This is a genomic window from Alishewanella maricola (genome assembly GCF_016343785.1).
Classification (GTDB): Bacteria; Pseudomonadota; Gammaproteobacteria; order Enterobacterales; family Alteromonadaceae; genus Alishewanella; species Alishewanella maricola.
Map to the genome: position 1 here is coordinate 300,817 of NZ_JAEINI020000003.1, position 18,405 is coordinate 319,221.

General features: G+C 47.1%; 11 protein-coding genes. 4 read left to right on the top strand and 7 right to left on the bottom strand.

All coding sequences use genetic code 11. The features are described from left to right. Nucleotides 1–157: 157 nt before the first annotated feature. Nucleotides 158–1,429 carry a peptide-methionine (S)-S-oxide reductase MsrA gene (msrA, locus tag JAO78_RS06840; RefSeq protein WP_439647501.1) on the top strand — a complete coding sequence of 424 codons (1,272 nt, stop codon included), beginning with the start codon at nucleotides 158–160 and terminating at the stop codon, nucleotides 1,427–1,429. 177 nt (nucleotides 1,430–1,606) lie between these two features. Then, nucleotides 1,607–1,780: a DUF3012 domain-containing protein gene (locus JAO78_RS06845; protein ID WP_226750620.1), complete on the top strand. Its 174-nt coding sequence runs from the start codon at nucleotides 1,607–1,609 to the stop codon at nucleotides 1,778–1,780. Here JAO78_RS06845 and JAO78_RS06850 read toward each other — a convergent pair. Both JAO78_RS06850 and JAO78_RS06855 read right to left on the bottom strand, forming a co-directional pair. Further along, on the bottom strand, nucleotides 1,777–2,244 hold the full coding sequence (locus JAO78_RS06850) for a methylated-DNA--[protein]-cysteine S-methyltransferase (RefSeq protein WP_226750621.1): 468 nt from the start codon (nucleotides 2,242–2,244) through the stop codon (nucleotides 1,777–1,779). The two genes, JAO78_RS06845 and JAO78_RS06850, sit on opposite strands and share 4 nt — an antisense overlap. Before the next feature lie 360 nt (nucleotides 2,245–2,604). Next, nucleotides 2,605–4,176 carry an FGGY-family carbohydrate kinase gene (locus JAO78_RS06855; protein ID WP_226750622.1) on the bottom strand — a complete coding sequence of 524 codons (1,572 nt, stop codon included), beginning with the start codon at nucleotides 4,174–4,176 and terminating at the stop codon, nucleotides 2,605–2,607. Nucleotides 4,177–4,416: 240 nt separating this feature from the next. On the opposite strand from JAO78_RS06855, the gene JAO78_RS06860 reads away from it, so the two are divergent. Beyond that, entirely contained in the window at nucleotides 4,417–5,691 is a 1,275-nt protein-coding gene (locus JAO78_RS06860; protein WP_226750623.1) for a sugar MFS transporter, read from the top strand. A gap of 2 nt (nucleotides 5,692–5,693) precedes the next feature. After that, nucleotides 5,694–8,228 (top strand): glycoside hydrolase family 3 protein, encoded by a 2,535-nt coding sequence (locus JAO78_RS06865; protein ID WP_226750624.1) that lies wholly within the window; start codon nucleotides 5,694–5,696, stop codon nucleotides 8,226–8,228. Between the two features lie 549 nt (nucleotides 8,229–8,777). Here JAO78_RS06865 and JAO78_RS06870 read toward each other — a convergent pair. From JAO78_RS06870 to JAO78_RS06890, 5 genes are all read right to left on the bottom strand, one after another. Continuing rightward, nucleotides 8,778–11,723: a TonB-dependent receptor gene (locus JAO78_RS06870; protein WP_226750625.1), complete on the bottom strand. Its 2,946-nt coding sequence runs from the start codon at nucleotides 11,721–11,723 to the stop codon at nucleotides 8,778–8,780. 25 nt (nucleotides 11,724–11,748) lie between these two features. Beyond that, nucleotides 11,749–14,397, bottom strand: a complete 2,649-nt coding sequence (locus JAO78_RS06875) for a glycoside hydrolase family 16 protein (RefSeq protein ID WP_226750626.1) — start codon at nucleotides 14,395–14,397, stop codon at nucleotides 11,749–11,751. 239 nt (nucleotides 14,398–14,636) lie between these two features. Continuing rightward, complete coding sequence (locus JAO78_RS06880) at nucleotides 14,637–15,932, bottom strand: MFS transporter (protein WP_226750627.1); 1,296 nt, start codon at nucleotides 15,930–15,932, stop codon at nucleotides 14,637–14,639. 82 nt (nucleotides 15,933–16,014) lie between these two features. Next, a complete protein-coding gene (locus JAO78_RS06885) occupies nucleotides 16,015–17,016 on the bottom strand; it encodes a LacI family DNA-binding transcriptional regulator (protein ID WP_226750628.1) in 1,002 nt (333 codons plus the stop codon). 45 nt (nucleotides 17,017–17,061) lie between these two features. Further along, a complete protein-coding gene (locus JAO78_RS06890; RefSeq protein WP_226750629.1) occupies nucleotides 17,062–18,387 on the bottom strand; it encodes a glycoside-pentoside-hexuronide (GPH):cation symporter in 1,326 nt (441 codons plus the stop codon). Nucleotides 18,388–18,405 lie beyond the last annotated feature (18 nt).

Consider the following 18,405-nt stretch of genomic DNA (forward strand, 5'->3'; position numbering starts at 1 on the left):
AGGCACTTCGGCTTAGCTAAGGAAAGCATCTGATAAACGCAGGAAAATAAAGGATGAAACAAACACTCTCTCGGTAACAACCCGAACTGATTGGCATTGAAATGGTCTATCCCCAATAACGCAACGTAGATTAAAACTCGTCATTGAGGGCAGTAACATGCGTATTTTAAGCAACATCGTTAGCAGCTTTTTGTTCAGTATTTTCTTTTTAACCACGCCATTAATGGCAACTACACCGCAAGCCAGTATGCAGCTTGAAACCATAGTGCTGGGCGCCGGTTGCTTTTGGGGTGTAGAAAAACGCTTCGAAGCGATGCCTGGGGTCACGGATGTACAGTCAGGTTACGCCGGTGGCAATGGTGTGGAACCAAGCTATCGGGTGATTACCCAGCAGCGCAACAAATTTAACCCGAATAACCATGCCGAAGTGGTTCGAGTGACTTTTCAACCTGAATTAGTCAGCCTCGAAACCTTGTTACAGCGCTTTTATGAAATGCATGATCCCACACAGCGCAATCGCCAAGGTAATGATGTGGGTACGCAATATCGCTCGGCCATTTTCTTTCAAAATGAACAGCAACAAAAAATCGCTAAGCAAGTGACGGCGCAATATCAGCCTCTGCTTACGGCAGCCGGTTATGGCGAGATCCAAACGCAAATACAGCCATTAAACCAATTTTTTCCCGCCGAAGATTTTCATCAAGATTACATCGCCAAAAATCCCAATGGCTATTGCCCAGACCACTCAACAGGCGTGCGCTTTGATAGCTCAAATGTTACCGCCGCGCCGGCGGTCGACAACAGCGCTTTATTAAAGGGCAAACACATTGTAATGATTGATGCAGCGGAATATTGCCCATATTGCGAAAAATTCAAAGCCAATGTCAGCAGTAAATATCAGGGTAAGATCCCGCTACATTATCGCTTAGCCAGCCAGTTAGAGGGTTTAACCATCACCACGCCCACTTGGGCAACCCCCACCCTGTTATTTATCGAAAACGGGGTAGAAGTCTTTGGCGTACAAGGCTATATGGAGCCAGAGGTATTTTATAAGGCATTGGGTTTATTCAGTGTCGGTGCTGATAGCGAAAGTTATCAAGTGGCCTTTCAAAGTGATACCGACCGGCCTTTCTGTAAACAATATGAAATATTTAAAAATACCCCTGACGGCGTATTTGTTGATGCGTTTAGCGGCGCACCGTTATTTGACACCCGAGATCGTTTTAACTCGGGCAGCGGTTGGTTATCCTTTAAAAAAGCGATTGATGGCGCGGTAACCACCCGCACTGATTACAGCCATGGCATGATCCGCACCGAAATTGTGGCGGCGGTATCAGGTATTCATTTAGGACATCGCTTTAATGATGGCCCGAATGGCACGACACGCTATTGCATTAATGCTACCGTGCTAGAGTTTGTACCACGCTAACCCGTCGCATTTGGCAGGCTAAGCTAAAATGCTATAGCCTGCTTTTATTTTGCAAAAACACCCCGCAATATTTCTCTGACAAAATGCCGTTGAAAACGCTACACTGCTAAAGCGTTTTACAGCGCTGCGCTTCTGCATATTGCAGCACCTATTAATATGAATTATCAGGAAGATATTATGAAAAAACTTTCCCTAGCATTATTGGCCAGTGTGGTGTTATTAGCAGGTTGTGCCCCTGAAGTGGGTTCAAAGAAATGGTGTGAACAGATGGATACCAAAGCTAAAGGCGATTGGACAGCCAATGAAGCCAAAGATTATGCCAAGCATTGTATTCTGCGCTCTGACGATTAATACTTTAGACCGCTAACCCCTTCATGCGCCAATAACCAAGCTTTTTTATCAACGCCACCGGCATAGCCTGTGAGTGTTTTATTGGCGCCGATAACGCGATGGCAAGGCACAATAATCGAAATCGGGTTTTTACTATTGGCTAAACCCACCGCGCGCATGCCTTTTGGATTACCAATTTGTTTGGCGATATCACCATAACTGGCGGTTTGGCCATAGGGTACGGTGAGAAGCGCCTGCCAAACATGCTGCTGAAAAGGAGTGCCCTCTGCCGCCAGCGGTAATTGAAACACCGTTAACTCACCGGCAAAGTAAGCAGCCAACTGGGCTTTCGCTTCGCGCGTCCATTGCGGCTCAGTGCTCGGCTGCTGTTGTCTTTGGCAAAACGTCACCGCAACCACACCGGCCTCGTTCGCCACAATTTCTACTAAGCCCAGCGGGCTCGCTAAGTAATCAATACCTTGCATCTTTATCTCTCTGCGCCATATTGGCGCTACTCAATGTTCAAACTATGTGCAAACTGTCAGGTTGGATAACCGTGACTGTAGTGGTCTAGTAAAACCCGCCCGCATTGATGTAAAAAAAACCAGTGGCGTGCATAGTGATAACAAACCGCCATGTCGCTGCAGCTGAGTATGTCACGCTGCAAGCTGCATATTGACACGTCACAATTGAAATCCTAACTGATCATTGCTGATTAATATACCGCAATAACGAATGATGACGCCCGCTTTTCGGCTCAAACACCTCCGACCACACTCTGAGACAGGTTGGACCACACTCAGACACCGGTATGACCTGTCTCGGAGTGCGGTTGGACCAGTGGGTTAGGTAGGGTAACCGGTGATGTCGCGGATTTTGTTATACAGCGGCTGGAGTTGGCGGTACATTTTCAAATACACTTCCCGATACAGTCGTTGATATTGCGCAGCGTTAACCGGATCAGGCAAATAACGCTGCGGTAAACGGCACATGGCAGCAATAGCGCTGGGGTGATCCGGGTAGCGGCCTAAACCCACCATCGCTGAGATCGCCGCGCCCAGCGCTGACGTTTCGTGGGTGTGCGGGCGCTCAACCGGCAGATTAAAGACGTTCGCGGTTATTTGCAGAACTTCAACGCTTTTAGCACCGCCACCCGATACACGCAGCGTTTGAATAGGTTGGCCATTTCGCCGTTGCAGCCGCTCGCTGCCTTCTTTTAAGGCATAGACTAACCCTTCAATAATGGCACGATAGACATGGGCCCGCTCATGCACATCACTAAAACCAATCATCGCGCCTTTCGCTTCAGGCCCCGGAAAAGTAATACCCGGTGACCAATATGGCTGGAGCATTAATCCCATACTGCCGGCAGGTACAGCTTTTAACAGCGCATCAAACAGTTGCTCAGGCTCTATCCCTTGCTCTGTAGCCGCTTGTCGCTCCTGCAAACCAAACTGTTCTTTAAACCAACTGACTAGCCAAAACCCGCGATGAATCATCACCTCACTGGTATAAGCATTCCCGTGCGCAGCTGGATAGGCGGGTAACCAGCGTTGCGGTTCTACATAGCGCGAGTTTACTGTGGTGATGGTGGCTGTAGTGCCATAACTGATACAACCGATATCGGGCGTTAACCCGCCACACCCTAACACTTCACAGGCTTTATCCGATCCGGCCGCCAATAGCGATAATCCTGCTGGTAAACCCAAATCAGCCGCAGCCTCTGCACAGAGTTTTCCTATTGGCTCACCCGCTGCGACTAAACGGGGCAGCTGATGGGGTTGTATCGATAATGCTCGCCACTTCCAGCTAAAACGGCTGGCCCAACGTTGTCGTTTAAAATTAAAAGGCAAATAGCCAACTTGTGCTGCTGTGCAATCGGTAAGTTCGCCGGTTAAGCGCCAACTTAAATAACCTGACAGCAATACATAATGCGCGGTCTGCTGCCAAATGGCTGGTTCGTTACTGGCTAGCCAGTTTGAAGGAGCGCGTGTTTGAAATCGGCGTACAATGGCCGCTGCACCAACGACCTTAAATAGTACTCGACGCCACCCCAGGTGAGGCAACTGACTCGCTTGTCGTTGATCAAGCCAAATAATGGCAGGCCGTAAGGGCTTTTTGTCTTTATCTAGACAAAACATCGTGCCTCGTTGGGTAGTTAACGTCATAGCCGCTAAAGCAGAAGCTGGAATAGCACTTACTTGCCATAGCTGCTGACACGCTTGTTGTAACGCTTGCCAATAGCTGGCCGCTGTTAATTCTGCAAAACCAGGCGAGGTAGTTTGATAGGCCGGCATCGGCTGCTGGCCTTTTGCCAAAATGTTGCCATGCTCATCAATAATGATTGCTCGCACACTTTGCGTACCAAAATCAATGCTTAGTATGTAGGTCGGTTTACTAGAGGCTAGTGTGGTCATGATATAGCTTATTACCTTTACGCTTTGCCAAGCAGAGTAACGGATAGCTTCGTGAGATACCATACACAACACAAAGCCTACCGAGTAAAAAGTTGTATCTTTTTTCTGCAAAAAAACCGCGGCTAAATACCGAAAAACATTGCTATCAGCAGTCAATGTGCTATAAATGAAAGCGCTTACATTAAAAAGACGCCAATAGACAAGACGTCAATTAACAACCCAAAAGACAAGGGAGCCTTTATGGCAGCATCACCTCTATCAAACCCGGCCGAAACGCATATGCAAAACAACCCGGGGAATTACCGTTTTGCACTCACGGCACTGACCACATTGTTCTTTATGTGGGGCTTTATTACCTGTCTGAATGACATTTTAATTCCCTACCTAAAGCAATTATTTGACCTGAGTTATACCCAGGCCATGTTGATCCAATTTTGCTTTTTTAGTGCTTATTTTATTGTCTCTGTACCCGCAGGGATTTTGGTTGGCCGCATCGGCTATCAAGCAGGTATTGTCACTGGTCTACTGATTGCAGGCGCGGGCTGTTTGTTGTTTTATCCAGCCGCTGAAATGCATGTGTATGGGCTGTTCTTATTGGCGCTGTTTGTATTAGCGTCCGGAATTACCATTCTGCAAGTTGCAGCAAACCCCTACGTTAGCGCCCTTGGTAGAGCAGAAACCGCGTCTAGCCGTTTGACGATGACGCAAGCCTTTAACTCGCTGGGTACGACAGTGGCGCCATTCTTTGGTGCCTGGTTAATCTTTGGTGGTAAAGATGCCCCAGTCCCTACCGCTACTGAAGTGACAGAATCAACTGTGCAACTGCCTTACCTATTATTAGCGGCAAGCTTAGTTGTTTTAGCGATTATTTTTGTTTGGTTAAAACTACCCGCCATGGGCAAAAAAGCGCCCAGTGCAGCAGTACCGCTGCAAGGTAGTGCCTGGAAACAACGGCATTTAGTATTAGGCGCGGTGGGTATTTTTGTTTATGTCGGTGCCGAAGTGAGCATTGGTAGCTTTTTAGCTATTTACTTATCGTTACCTGAAATTGGCAACATGACGACGGCCGCCGCTTCACACTATATTTCCTGGTATTTCGGTGGTGCTATGGTAGGCCGCTTTATTGGTGCCGCGGTAATGCAAAAAGTAGATGCGGGTAAAGCGCTGGCATTCAATGCTATCACTGCCGTGTTATTACTGGCCTTAACTATGCTAAGTGAAGGCCAATTGGCCATGTGGTCATTACTGTTTATTGGCCTATGTAACTCTATTATGTTCCCAACCATTTTTAGTTTGGCGATCAACGGTTTAAAACATATGACCAGTCAAGGCTCTGGTATTTTGTGCCTCGCTATTGTCGGTGGCGCCATTTTACCTTTAGCGCAAGGCGCCTTAGCCGACCGAATTGGCGTACAACCGGCCTTTATCCTGCCACTACTTTGTTACATTTACATCGCTTATTACGGCTTGATTGGTTCAAAACCTCAGGTTGTTACAGACGCAGCTAAGGATTGATGATGAAACTTAAGACCTCCCTTAACCGCCAAACCCTGCTACTTACCTTGACGAGCACCTTAGTGCTAGCCGGGTGTAATAAGGCGGTAACACCACCAGAAACTGAACAACCAGCAAACATCTGGCCAGTACTGAATTTACCCGTGGCACAAGATCCCAACATTGAGCAAGCCATTACTGAGTTAATGGCACAGATGACCTTAGAGCAAAAAATTGCGCAGATGATCCAGCCGGAAATTCGTGATATTACCGTGGAAGATATGCGCAAATATGGTTTCGGTTCATACCTAAATGGCGGCGGCGCTTTTCCTAACGATGATAAATATGCCACGCCAGCCGATTGGACCGCCTTAGCAGAAAAAATGTACCAAGCGTCAATTGATGACAGTTTAGATGGCAGCAAAATCCCAACTATGTGGGGTACTGACGCAGTACATGGTCACAATAACGTGATTGGCGCGACGATTTTCCCACATAACATCGGTTTGGGTGCGGCCAACAACCCAGCGCTAATTGAGCAAATTGCTGAGGCTACGGCACGCGAGGTGATGGCGACGGGCATTGATTGGGTGTTTGCACCCACCGTTGCGGTAGTGCGAGACGATCGTTGGGGCAGAACCTATGAAGGCTATGCTGAAGATCCGACCATCGTACGCAACTATGCTGCAGCCATTGTGCGCGGCTTACAAGGTGCAGCCGATGCAGATTTTCTGGGCGATCGTCGCGTGATCAGCACCGTTAAACACTTTGTTGGCGATGGCGGCACCACCGGCGGTATCGACCAAGGGAATACCGAAGTCAGCGAACAAGAACTGTTTGAAATTCATGCCCAAGGCTATGTGGGCGGCTTACAAGCCGGAGCACAAAGCGTGATGGCCTCATTCAATAGCTGGAATGGTAGCAAAATTCACGGCAATGGCTATTTGTTAACAGATGTGCTGAAAAAGCGTATGGGTTTTGATGGCTTTATCGTGGGTGATTGGAATGGCCATGGCCAAATTCCTGGTTGTACCAATGATAATTGCCCACAAGCAGCCAATGCCGGTTTAGATATCTACATGGTACCTACCGCAGCGTGGAAGCCGCTTTACTACAATTTGATTGAGCAAGTAAAAAGCGGTGTGATCAGTCAAGAACGTGTGGATGATGCGGTTCGCCGTATCTTACGCGTGAAAAAGCGCGCCGGTCTTTTTGATAAACCCAGCCCCGCCAATCGCCCATTAGCCGGTCGCATTGAACTGATTGGTGCGGCAGAGCACCGTGCGGTAGCACGTGATGCAGTGCGTCAGTCCTTGGTGTTATTGAAAAACCAAAATAATCTACTGCCATTAAACCCAACGCAACGCATTTTAGTAACTGGCCCAGGCGCAGATAATATCGGCCAACAATCAGGTGGCTGGACTATTAGCTGGCAAGGCACCGGTAACACCAACGCCGACTTCCCCGGTGGTACCTCCATCTATGCGGGGATCCAGCAACAAGTTAGTGCAGCGGGTGGTAGCACTGAGTTATCAACTGATGGCAGCTTCTTGCAAAAACCCGATGTGGCCATCGTGGTGTTTGGTGAAGAGCCTTATGCAGAAGGTAACGGTGATATCGATAACCTAGAATATCAGCGCGGTAATAAAGCTGATTTAGCTTTACTGCAACAGCTTAAAGCACAAGGTATTCCTGTGGTGTCATTGTTTATCAGTGGCCGAGGCATGTGGGTCAACCCAGAGCTTAACGCCTCTGACGCCTTTGTCGCGGTATGGTTACCGGGCAGTGAAGGCGCAGGTGTGGCCGATGTGATTTTAGCAAAAGCAGACGGCACACCGCAGTATGACTTCCACGGTAAATTATCGTTCTCATGGCCTGCTAACCCGCAGCAAACGACGGTCAATGTTGGTGATGCCGATTATGCACCTCTGCTGCCATTTGGTTTTGGTTTACGTTATGGCGAAGCAGATGTGTTAGGTAATCAATTGTCTGAAGATGCTGGTGATGCTGCTGGAGAAACCGAAATGGCCATTTTTGAGCGCGCTCCGCGTTCACCTTGGCAATTACAATTACGTAGCGGTACTGACACGGTGACCGTTGGCAGTAGCGTTCAACAGCTAGGAAGTATCAGCAGCCGTACCTTTGATAATCTGGTACAAGAAGATGCGCGCCGCTTTGAATTTACGGGTGAAGAAACTGCTAGCTTAATTTTTGGTAGTCCGTTTCCACGTGATTTGCGAGCCTTTGGCAGCGCAGAAAGCGTGTTAAGTTTAACTGTGCAGCGCCATGGCGCAGTACCGGATAGCGTATTATTAGGCATGCAGTGTGGTGCAGATTGTACGGCTAGCCAAAATATTGCTGCGGCACTCGCCGCTATGCCAGAAAACGAATGGCAGCAGCTCACTCTTAATATCAGCTGCTTTCAACAGCAGGGCTTAAATTTGGCTCAGGTGTTTGAAGTATTCAGTATCAGTACTTCAGGCAAGCTGCAATTAAGCCTGTCAGATGCACGCATTACCAGTAATGCCAGCACCACTGCGCTGAGTTGTGATATGTAAAGCGCCTTTGCCGTATAAAGCCCAGCTACCTCGCTGGGCTTTTTTATGCTTGCGATTTGCAGCCTATTTTTGCTACTTGATGCATAGCCGTTACCGCCCTTTGCTTACTAACCCCTTCGCGCTGGGTTATGGTTATCCTTATATCGTCTCATTGCCAAAAGCTTATTCTATGCAACTCATTAGCGCCTTCGCGCCACTCAACCGCTCACTTTAAGGGTTCCTCTACTGTGCTGCCTGTTACGCCCTTTGTTATTCAATTGCCGCTCAGCGCGTATCCTTGTTAAACCTTACTGACCTATTGCAAGGTGGGCTCTAACTATAAGAGGTGGGTTTACATGTCGCAGGTAAATTCAAGTGGTATTGGCCGTAATGTAAACAAGAGCAGGGGGTTGAGCATGAAGAGTAACGGCGCGGATAGCCGCAAGAAAAGACACTCAGCAAACAGCGTAGCAGCATGATACGCCAAGCTCATTTGGTTTTAATACAAAGGTTAAGGCAAAAAAAGTGCCCGCAAGCGGGCACTAAAGAAACAACAGGGAGAAGCAACACTTAGAACCGGTAACGGGCACCTAAGATATAACGTGGACCATATTGACGAGCAAACAGGAACTGCTCTTCGTAACGGCCGTAACCTTGCTCGGTTTCATTTGTTAGGTTGATCCCTTCAAAGAACACGGTAAAGTTATCAGTGACATCTTTGTTGATGCTGATGTCCCATTGCGCATAAGCCTTAGCAAACTGCGGTGGTGCATCAGACGAACCTTGGCTCTGGCCTACCCCGATTAAATAACTGTCACGCCAAGCGTAAGTTAATTTTACTGACCAACCATAGTCTTCATAGAATAACTGTAAGTTAGCAGAGTTACTCAGGCCGACTAACGGTGTTTGTTGCGTTAAACTTTCAATATCAAATTCAACGTCACCGTTAACGATGGTACCGTTAATACCAAAACCAAAACCGGTTTCACCTAGCATATGCTGCCAAGCGGCTTCGATACCATCTACCGTCTTAGTATCATCGATGTTTTGTGGTTGGCTAATACTCCAAACAATTAACGGATCAGCACTGGTCGGTGCAATTGCACCGTTAGCATCACCATGGCCATTGGCTAACAACTGATTATAAATAGCCGTGTCGGTAGGTTGTTCACCGCGCGCCGTAATATCAGCAACCGCTTGTTGATAACGTGGACCATTTAGAATGTCATTTAAACCTTCGATAGTAATATCTGTAATGGTATTACCGATAAAGTTTTTCACGCTCTTCCGATAGTAACCAATGGCGGCATAACTACCTGGTGCGTAATAATACTCTAGGCTCAAATCGAGGTTCGTTGACTCATACGGTTGCAGATTAGTATTACCCTGACCACCACTACGCGAACCGGGTTTTGGACTGCCACTTAAACTACGACCGCCAGCCAAAGCACCTAAAGGTGCGCGACTGATACTTTTACCAATTGATAAACGACTGACTAAGTCGTCAGTAATATCAACCCGTAAATCCATCATCGGCAATAACACGTTATGGGAACCGGTCAAGGTTAAGTAGTTGGCATCACCCGGCTCATATTGCATGATCCATTCAGATGGGCTAACCCAATTTACTTGGCGCTCTACATCTTGCAGCACCGTACTTGTCACATCGGTTTGTTCATAACGTACACCAACATTCAGCTGTACCGGGAAATCTGCCACTTCAAATTCCCATGCAGATTGTAGGTAGATACTGTCTGTTACTTCTTGTACATAACTTTCGCCATAAGGGCCATAAAAGGCATCTGGCACATACGCATTGTCGCCTAGCAGTGTTTCAGTTAAATAAGCAGTTTGCCGAGCCACGGCTTCATCGTAGCTATAGCTGTAGTAATAATTACTGACTAAGCCATTGCCACCACCGGCAAATTGATCAAGGAAGTTACCGGTATCACGCCGAATAAACATGCCGTCTGGGAAAATAAACGTATAGCTTGGGTTAAAGCCTGGGCCACCACGTAAGCCACTCCAAGCGTTTGAACCACTTAAGTTTTGATCAGTACGAGCAACACCGCCTTTAATTGAAACCAACGGAATATTAAAGCTCGAGTTAAACCAAGTGCTATCCAACTGAAACTGTTGAATATCTGACTCACCTGGTGAATCAAAAAACTGACTAAAGTTAGAATCAATTTCACCTGGGTTTAATACATTGCTACCGTTACGCCATAAAATGTACGCTTGCGGGATCTCACCGGTACGGTAATCATAAAACTTGGTAATAAGTTGATCAGAACCTAAGATCACCTGGCCGCTATTACCGCTGCCTTTATCGGCACCGTTATCGGTTTTATTGTTGGAATCATGAAAGTCGAAACTGACGTTCAAATCATCGGTGATCTGCCAATCCATATTAAAACCGATAGACGCAGCTTTAACTTCAGTGGTGCCCTTACTCGCAGTAAAAGAACCATCATCACCGCTGATATCAGCAAAAATGGCAGTACCGCGCTCATCTAACTCATAAGCATTGATGTTATCGCCAAAGTTATTCCAAATACCCCAACCAATACTTTCACTACCAACTAAGGCACGGCTGCCAGTGTAATCAAGGGTAAAGGTAATATCATCAGTAGCCGCATATTGAAAGGTGAGCTGACCGGTCGTTCTTTCCCGTTGAAAATCAGCAATGCCGTAGTTCATATCTTTTGGGAAGAAGTAATTGCCCGTTGGTAAACCATCGGCTCCCAGTGGCCGCCGATCGATAACCTCAGTAGGGTTACTAGGTAGCGGCACATTTGCTTGCCAACCTTGAACGTTGGCATTTTGGATTTGGAAATCACGACGGGCTGAAGCAAAAGACACCGCTACACCAAAACGATCATCCGCAAAGGTATTGCTGTATAACGCAGAAAACTCAGGGGTGACATCTTCGCCAACTTCATTAGAGCTGTCATGCACAGCTTTCCCCATCATGGCAAATTTCTCGCCTGGGCTTGATAGCGGTTTCGAGGTAACGATGTTCACGGTAGCACCTAGGCCACCGCTCGGGTTTTCTGCTCTCGCAGTTTTGTATACTTCCAGGGCGCTAACACCCTCAGAAGACAGGTTTTCTAAGTTAAAGGAACGGGTAAAACCGGTACCAGGCATCTGACGACCATTTAAGGTGATCAGGTTAAACTCAGGGCCGAAACCCCGAACGGTAATTTGGCTACCTTCACCATTTACTCGGCTTACCGAAACACCCGTAATGCGTTGTAATGATTCAGCTAAGTTCGTGTCTGGGAATTTACCCATCTCTTCAGAAGAAATTGCATCAACGACGCCTGACGATTCGCGCTTAACGTCCATTGAACGAGCTAAACTTCCCCGAATACCGCGGACTTCGATTATTTCAACTTGCGGCTCAGCTTCAGCAGCTGTTGCTTCTTGTGCCTGTAATGGCAGCATCATACCGGCAGTCAATACTACAGATACCGCTGCAGCTACTCGACTCTTAGTAAAAGTTATTGGTTTCATAATTATCCTACTCTTGTCGCACTGCTTAGTTATTGGCAATTTTTACGTTATCAATTTGATATACCGCGCCCTGGCCTGTACCCCACGCAGGGAAGACCATTAACACATTGATATCACTGATATCGAGGCCGGCATCAAAAAGACTTTGCAGTGAAAAACGATAAGTGGCCCACTCACCCGTAACCGGAGCTTGGTTATTATTACCAGAGGCCAAGGGTAACTCGACCGCGGTCGCTGCACCTGTTGACTCTACTTTGAAGAACCACGTGCTGCTGGTATTGGCTGGCGCAGTTACCACCCGCATATCAAAGCTAATGCTGCCATTGGCTAACAGTGGCGTGGCATTAAAGGCGCCATCGGCTTTTGCTAAGAAGCCCAATACGGTTTCTGGCCAACCCAAAATTTCAAACTGAGCCACATTGCCATACGGCGCACCTGCATCAACCACTTTTGGCGTTGAACCGGCACAACAGTCCCATAGATCCCACTGTGCATTGACGTTATTGCTGAACACATTAAGCGAACCATCACCGGCAGCCGCAGCATTTGGATTGAAGATTTTTACGTTATCAACACGGAATACCGCACCGTTGCCGGTATCCCAAGCAGGGAAGATCATCAAGACATCGATTGAGCTGATATCTAAACCCGCATCAAACAAACTTTGGATACTAAAGGTATACGTTGCCCACTGACCTGTTACCGGAGCTTGACCCGCATTACCAGCACTTAATGGCAGTTCTACGGCTGAATCACCCCCTGCAGCTTCAATTTTAAACATCCACGTTGAATTAGCATTTGCTGGTGCATTAACTACTTTCACTTCAAACTGCACCACACCTTCAGCTAACAGGGCTGACGCATCAAAAGCCGTACCTGAACCTAAAGGCGCACGGTTGAAGAAACCTAATACGGTAGGTTGAGGACCCACGGTAAATTCAGCCACAGTACCATGCGCTTCATCGTCCATCACTTCAATTGGGGTGCTACCACCACAACAATCCCATAATGGCCACGCTGGATTCGTTTGATCAGTGAAGATCACTAATTCAGGTGAGCTGCTCGGCTGAGAAATTTTTACATTGTCCATTCGATATACTGCGCCATTGCCCGTATCCCAAGCAGGAAACACCATCAGCACATCAATAGCGGACAAGTCTAAACCTGCTGCATCTAGTGCTTTTAACGGGAAGGTATAAGTTTGCCATTGGCCTGTGACCGGAGCCACACCTTCAGAACTCGCGGTAATCGGTAATTCAACAAAAGTGGTGTTTTCGTTACTTTCTACTTTAAACATCCAAGTAGAAGCCGAGTTAGATGGCGCTGATACCACTTGCATATCAAAACTGATGCTGCCGTTTTCAATTAACGGTGACGCATCAAACGGCGAAGCCTGACCATTTGGATCGGTGATGAAAGCAGAGCGCGTGATAAAGCCGTTTACGGTAGGTTGTGGACCCACTAAAAATTCATAAACATTACCACGGTCGGCATCAACAACCAGCGCAGGGGTAGAACCACCACAACAATCCCAAGCCGGCCAGTTTGGATTAGGCGTGCCATCAAAAATAGTCAAATTACGGGCTATGCCGTCTGAAGGTGGCACTGGAATAGGCGCCTTACCTTCAACTAAGGTTTCGGCATCTTTGTAGCCAGCACGAATGGTTTCACAACCTTTACCGGTGTTAGGGTTTTGGTCGCATTGATACACGCGCACCCATTCCACTTCCATAGTTTGACCATTTGCTAAAGCTGCTTCGTCAATACCTAAGTTATTCACGTTTTCTGGCCAGTTGCCACCAACAGCCAAGTTCATAATTAAGTAAAAACGCTGATCAAAGGGTGCATTATTCCACTGAGTTTCTAGCTCACCGGTAACATTATTAAAGTTTTCAACAAACCAGCCACGGTGGCTTAAACCGATAGCTTCACCTTTGCTGTTGGTACGAACCTTTGAGGCCATTTGCGTTTGATACAAATAATCGTTTACATACCAACGAATTTCGCCTTCCTGCCACTCAATGGCATAAGTATTGAAACCATCGGCTGGATTGGCCGAAGGTAAACTGTATTCTTTACCGCTATTCACATTATTAGGTGAGTCTTTACCATAATGCAGCGTGCCGTAGACTTTGTTTTCTACTACACCGTCGCCGTCCACGGTTTTTAAGTTTACCGCTTCAACAATGTCGATTTCGCCTGATTTTGGCCAACCGCCATATACTTCGTCCGTCGACATCATCCACACGGCTGGCCAAGTACCTTGACCCGACGGCATTTTTGCCCGAACTTCAATACGGCCATAACGCCAATCACCCTGATAACGGGTGTTTAGCCGAGCTGAAGTGTAAGGTTGTGGTGCACCCTCTGCTGCAGGTTTAGCCACAATTTTTAAGCTACCGTTAGAAACAAAAACATTTTCTGGGCTATCGGTATAGCATTGTTTTTCCTGGTTTCCGCCGCCCAAACAGTTAATTTCAAAATTCCATTTACGACGATCGATACTAGTGCCATCAAATTCATCGCTCCAGACCAGTTTCCAATCAGATACTGGCTGCTCGGTGTTGACAGCGGTAAAGTCTGAGTTCGTTGTAACGTCTCCGCCACATGCACTTAAACCCGCCAGCAGCGCCAAAGCGGCTAGGGGTTTAGCGTTATTCATTATTTTAGTCATACCCTGAGTTCCTGTTTTTAACCTTGTCACGCCGGCATTTGCCCACAGCAAAGCACCCAATTTCATGTAAGCGCTTACATAAATTAGGCCAATATCATGTAACAGTCAATCAGCTGTTTAAAAAAACCTCAAAAAATATTGGTGAATATGTGCCAAAAAAGCACGGCTGTGAGCTGATCAAAAATTCAGCAATGCATACAGCACTGGCAAGAAACCTAGTTCAGGGGGCATACGCTGTGTTATGTCGCAGAAAGACGAAAAGTAAAACAAATGGCTAAAAGGCTCAGCAGCGCAAAGAAACACAGTACAGCGGTTACTGACCATGCAGCAAACAAGGCCGCTATTGCGCCTACAAGCAACAATAACACGCCCATCAAGCTATTACTTAAGGCAACATATTCGGTGCGTTGGTTACCGGTGGCGATATCAACCAAATATGTTTTACGCCCCAACCTCACGCCAGCATGACTGATGTTTAACCACACAAAGAGTAAAGGGTAAAACCAACTATTCTCAGCAGCAGGTAAATAAACAATCGGCAACACACACCCCAAGAAGGTGAAAACCGCGGCCAGTTGCAGTACTTGTTTACTGCTTCGATCAGCAGCTTTTCCCCAAAGACTGGCGCTAACAGCACCCGCCACGCTGCTGGCGAGTAACAGTAACATTAAGGTTTGATGGCTATTATTTTGTTGTTGCGCCAATAACACGACAAAGGGTTGCACTAAGGCTGAACTTAACAACAAACCGCGACAGAAAATAAAATTACGTAGCACCTTATCGGTTTTTAATTTACGCACATTTTGCCACGCCGCTTGCATTGCATTAACGCCGCCGTCGCTGGCGCCAGCTTGCTCGCGGATCGCTGAAAACAGTGCGCTTGCGCCAAACCATAATAGCGCTGCTGCCAACAAAAAACCGGCATAAAACCAGCTATGGTGGCTATCTTGCTGCAATAACCATAAAGATATGATTGCGGTGATAACACCTGAAACAGACGTAGCTAAGCCACTTAAACGGCCGCGTCGCCCTTTGGGTACGGTTTTACCCAAGACATCTTTTTGCGCCACCGAATTCAAACCCCGCGCCAAACTAAAACAAGCTAGCAGTATTAGAATAGCGACACCCGCTTGACGCCCCTCGAGCCAAAGGGCAACCAGCGCCATCCCTAGCAAACTGCTAGCTTGCAACACACTGCCCAACACCAAAAAAGCTTTACGTTTAGCAAAGCGCCTAACGTAGGCCCCAATCATTAACTGCGGCAACATTGAACCTGACTCGCGCAGCGGCACCAACCAAGCGATAAAACTGGCTGGCGTACCCAGCGAGGTCAGTAACCACGTTAAGATGGTTTTTGGATTAGCTAATAAGTCGGCCAAGGCGGTGCAGCATTGACTGCATAACAACAATAAATAATTGTTCGGTAAGGCAGTACAAACCTCATCAGGGATATCCTTGCAGGCACGGCCATCAGTATCATCGGCCAACAACTGATAGAGCTGTTTGGTCGGTTTTGCTGCTGGCTGATCTGGCATAGACACTCCAAAATCGGACAAAGCCTTTACGAAGGCCAAACCGCGGCTATCGCCAATGATTGACCCCGGTAATGAGATAGAACTAAATGATAAGGTGAGTTGAGTCGCGACTGATTAAATACGGTTCAAACACTTGCTGCACCTCGGTATCCGCTTGCTGATAAACCTGACTAAGCACCCAACGTGCCGCCATATGCCCCATTGCACTGATCGGATAATCAATGGTGGTTAATTTAGGATAGGTGTAATAAGCAAAGTTAACGTTATCAAACCCGACAACAGAAAAATCTTCAGGCACGCGATAACCTAGCTCACGCGCTGTCGTCAGTGCACCAGAAGCCATTTCGTCGTTAGCACAAACCACCGCGGTAAAGGGCTGTTTGCTTGCAATGATACTCTGTAAGCCTTCGCTACCACCCGTTTCTCGAAAGTCGCCTTCAAAAAATAACCCGGTATTTAGCGCGCAGTGAAACTCTTGTAATGCCCGCTGGTGTCCAGCATAACGCTCGCGCGCATCCGTTTTCCACATTGGGCCAGCAATATAGGCAATCTGCCGATGTCCTTGCTCTAATAAATGCTGAGTGGCGAGATACCCACCCAATTCGTTATTTAAACTGATACAGCGATCGGCTAAGGCATCGATATGCCGGTTTAACAACACAAAAGGCGTATCACCTTGCGCCAACTCAATAAGATAGTCATCAGATACCGCTTCGACATGCAAAATAAGTGCGTCGCAATTGCGGCTTTTTAAAAACTCAATACCGTCTTGCTCGGTTTCTCGTTCACTGTGGCCCGCAGCAATAATCACGTGCTTACCCGCAGCACGAAACTCGGCTTCAATACCGGTTAACATCGCACCATAAAAAGGACCATGTAACTCAGAAACTAAAATACCAATACTATTAGAGCAATTAGAAGCCAATGATTGCGCAATACTATTAGGCCGATAACCTAGCTCTGCCATTGCCGCCAATACTTTTGTCCGTGTGGCTTGCCGCACCGGCGTATTATTGTTCATCACACGCGATACCGTCGCCAGCGACACACCCGCCGCTTTTGCCACTTCATAAATGGTTGCCATTTGCGTCCTATTAGCCAAAATTTAACCTCGTTAGCTTAGCACTCGCTAGTGTCGAGCAGCAAGATCAGTGGCGATTTGCTGTACACGGGCATTATACAAGGTATAGCGCGTCATCACGATGGCAACTAACACCGAACAGATGGCTGGCCAGAAGGTAAAGCTAAGTAGTAAGCCGTTCAGCGTTTCGGCAGATTGTGCCTGATTGGCTTGATAACCGTAAACTGCTAACAACCACCCCGCTAAAGCACCACCGACCGCTAAACCTAATTTAATAAAAAATACGATAGAGGAATACACCAAGCCGGTCACTCGAATACCTGTTTTGTAATGACCATAATCAACCGTATCGGCCATTTTTGCCCATAATAACGGCGTAGCCATTTGCAGGAAGAAACTCCAGAAAAAGTGCAGAGCAAACGCCATTTTGATTTGCTCGGGGCTGATAAAGAAACCCAGCACACAGATCACGGCTGAAATAAGTTGCAAGCCAATATAAGCTTTTACTTTATCCACTTTAGTGGACAACCATTGCGCCATCGCCACACCGGCGATATTACCGATCATACCTAGCGTAACAAAGGAGGTGACCAGATCGTCTCGACCTAAAAAATATTTTACGTAATAAATCGCCAGAGTATTTCGCAACACCATACCGGTTAACAAAAATAGCGCAGCAACACATAAAATACGCCACTGATCGTTTTGCCATAAAGTCGACATGCCACTGCGTAATGTGATTTTTTGATTCGCTGGCGCGTGAACTCGTTCACGAGTACCGGCAAAACAGAGCAAAAACAGTATCATGCCTAATAGGCTCATGGCGGCGATGGTCCATTGATAACCCCGCGCCTGATCGCCCTGACCAAAGTATTCTACCAAGGGCAAGGTACAGGCGGTTACTAACAAGCCCCCTAACATACCAAAGATAAAACGATACGTTTGCACCGAAACGCGCTCATTCGGATCGGCCGTTAATACCCCACCCAGTGCTGAGTAGGGAATGTTAATCGCGGTATAGGCTAGCATCAGCAGGGTATATGTGGCAAAGGCGTACCAGACTTTACCGTTTTCAGAAAAATCTGGGGTGGTAAAAGCTAAAACACTACAGAAGGCGAAAGGCAACGCCAGCCAAAGTAAGTAAGGCCGATATTTACCATGTCGACTTTTAGTGTTATCGGCCAGTGCGCCCATTAACGGATCGGTCACAGCATCAATGATCCGCACTAACAAAAACATACTGCCGACGATAGCGGGCGAAATACCAAAAATATCGGTGTAAAAAAACGTTAGAAACAACATCACTGTTTGAAAAATGATGTTACTGGCCGTGTCACCTAGGCCGTAGGCTATTTTTTCTTTTTTACTCAGCATAACCGCTCCTGCAAACAG

What these genes read in the sequence shown, in the direction of transcription:
- JAO78_RS06845 (WP_226750620.1), top strand. Translation starts at nt 1,607, where the DNA reads ATGAAAAAACTTTCCCTAGCATTATTGGCCAGTGTGGTGTTATTAGCA.
- JAO78_RS06855 (WP_226750622.1), bottom strand. Translation starts at nt 4,176, where the DNA reads ATGACCACACTAGCCTCTAGTAAACCGACCTACATACTAAGCATTGAT.
- JAO78_RS06865 (WP_226750624.1), top strand. Translation starts at nt 5,694, where the DNA reads ATGAAACTTAAGACCTCCCTTAACCGCCAAACCCTGCTACTTACCTTG.
- JAO78_RS06880 (WP_226750627.1), bottom strand. Translation starts at nt 15,932, where the DNA reads ATGCCAGATCAGCCAGCAGCAAAACCGACCAAACAGCTCTATCAGTTG.
- JAO78_RS06850 (WP_226750621.1), bottom strand. Translation starts at nt 2,244, where the DNA reads ATGCAAGGTATTGATTACTTAGCGAGCCCGCTGGGCTTAGTAGAAATT.
- JAO78_RS06875 (WP_226750626.1), bottom strand. Translation starts at nt 14,397, where the DNA reads ATGACTAAAATAATGAATAACGCTAAACCCCTAGCCGCTTTGGCGCTG.
- msrA (WP_439647501.1), top strand. Translation starts at nt 158, where the DNA reads ATGCGTATTTTAAGCAACATCGTTAGCAGCTTTTTGTTCAGTATTTTC.
- JAO78_RS06885 (WP_226750628.1), bottom strand. Translation starts at nt 17,016, where the DNA reads ATGGCAACCATTTATGAAGTGGCAAAAGCGGCGGGTGTGTCGCTGGCG.
- JAO78_RS06890 (WP_226750629.1), bottom strand. Translation starts at nt 18,387, where the DNA reads ATGCTGAGTAAAAAAGAAAAAATAGCCTACGGCCTAGGTGACACGGCC.
- JAO78_RS06860 (WP_226750623.1), top strand. Translation starts at nt 4,417, where the DNA reads ATGGCAGCATCACCTCTATCAAACCCGGCCGAAACGCATATGCAAAAC.
- JAO78_RS06870 (WP_226750625.1), bottom strand. Translation starts at nt 11,723, where the DNA reads ATGAAACCAATAACTTTTACTAAGAGTCGAGTAGCTGCAGCGGTATCT.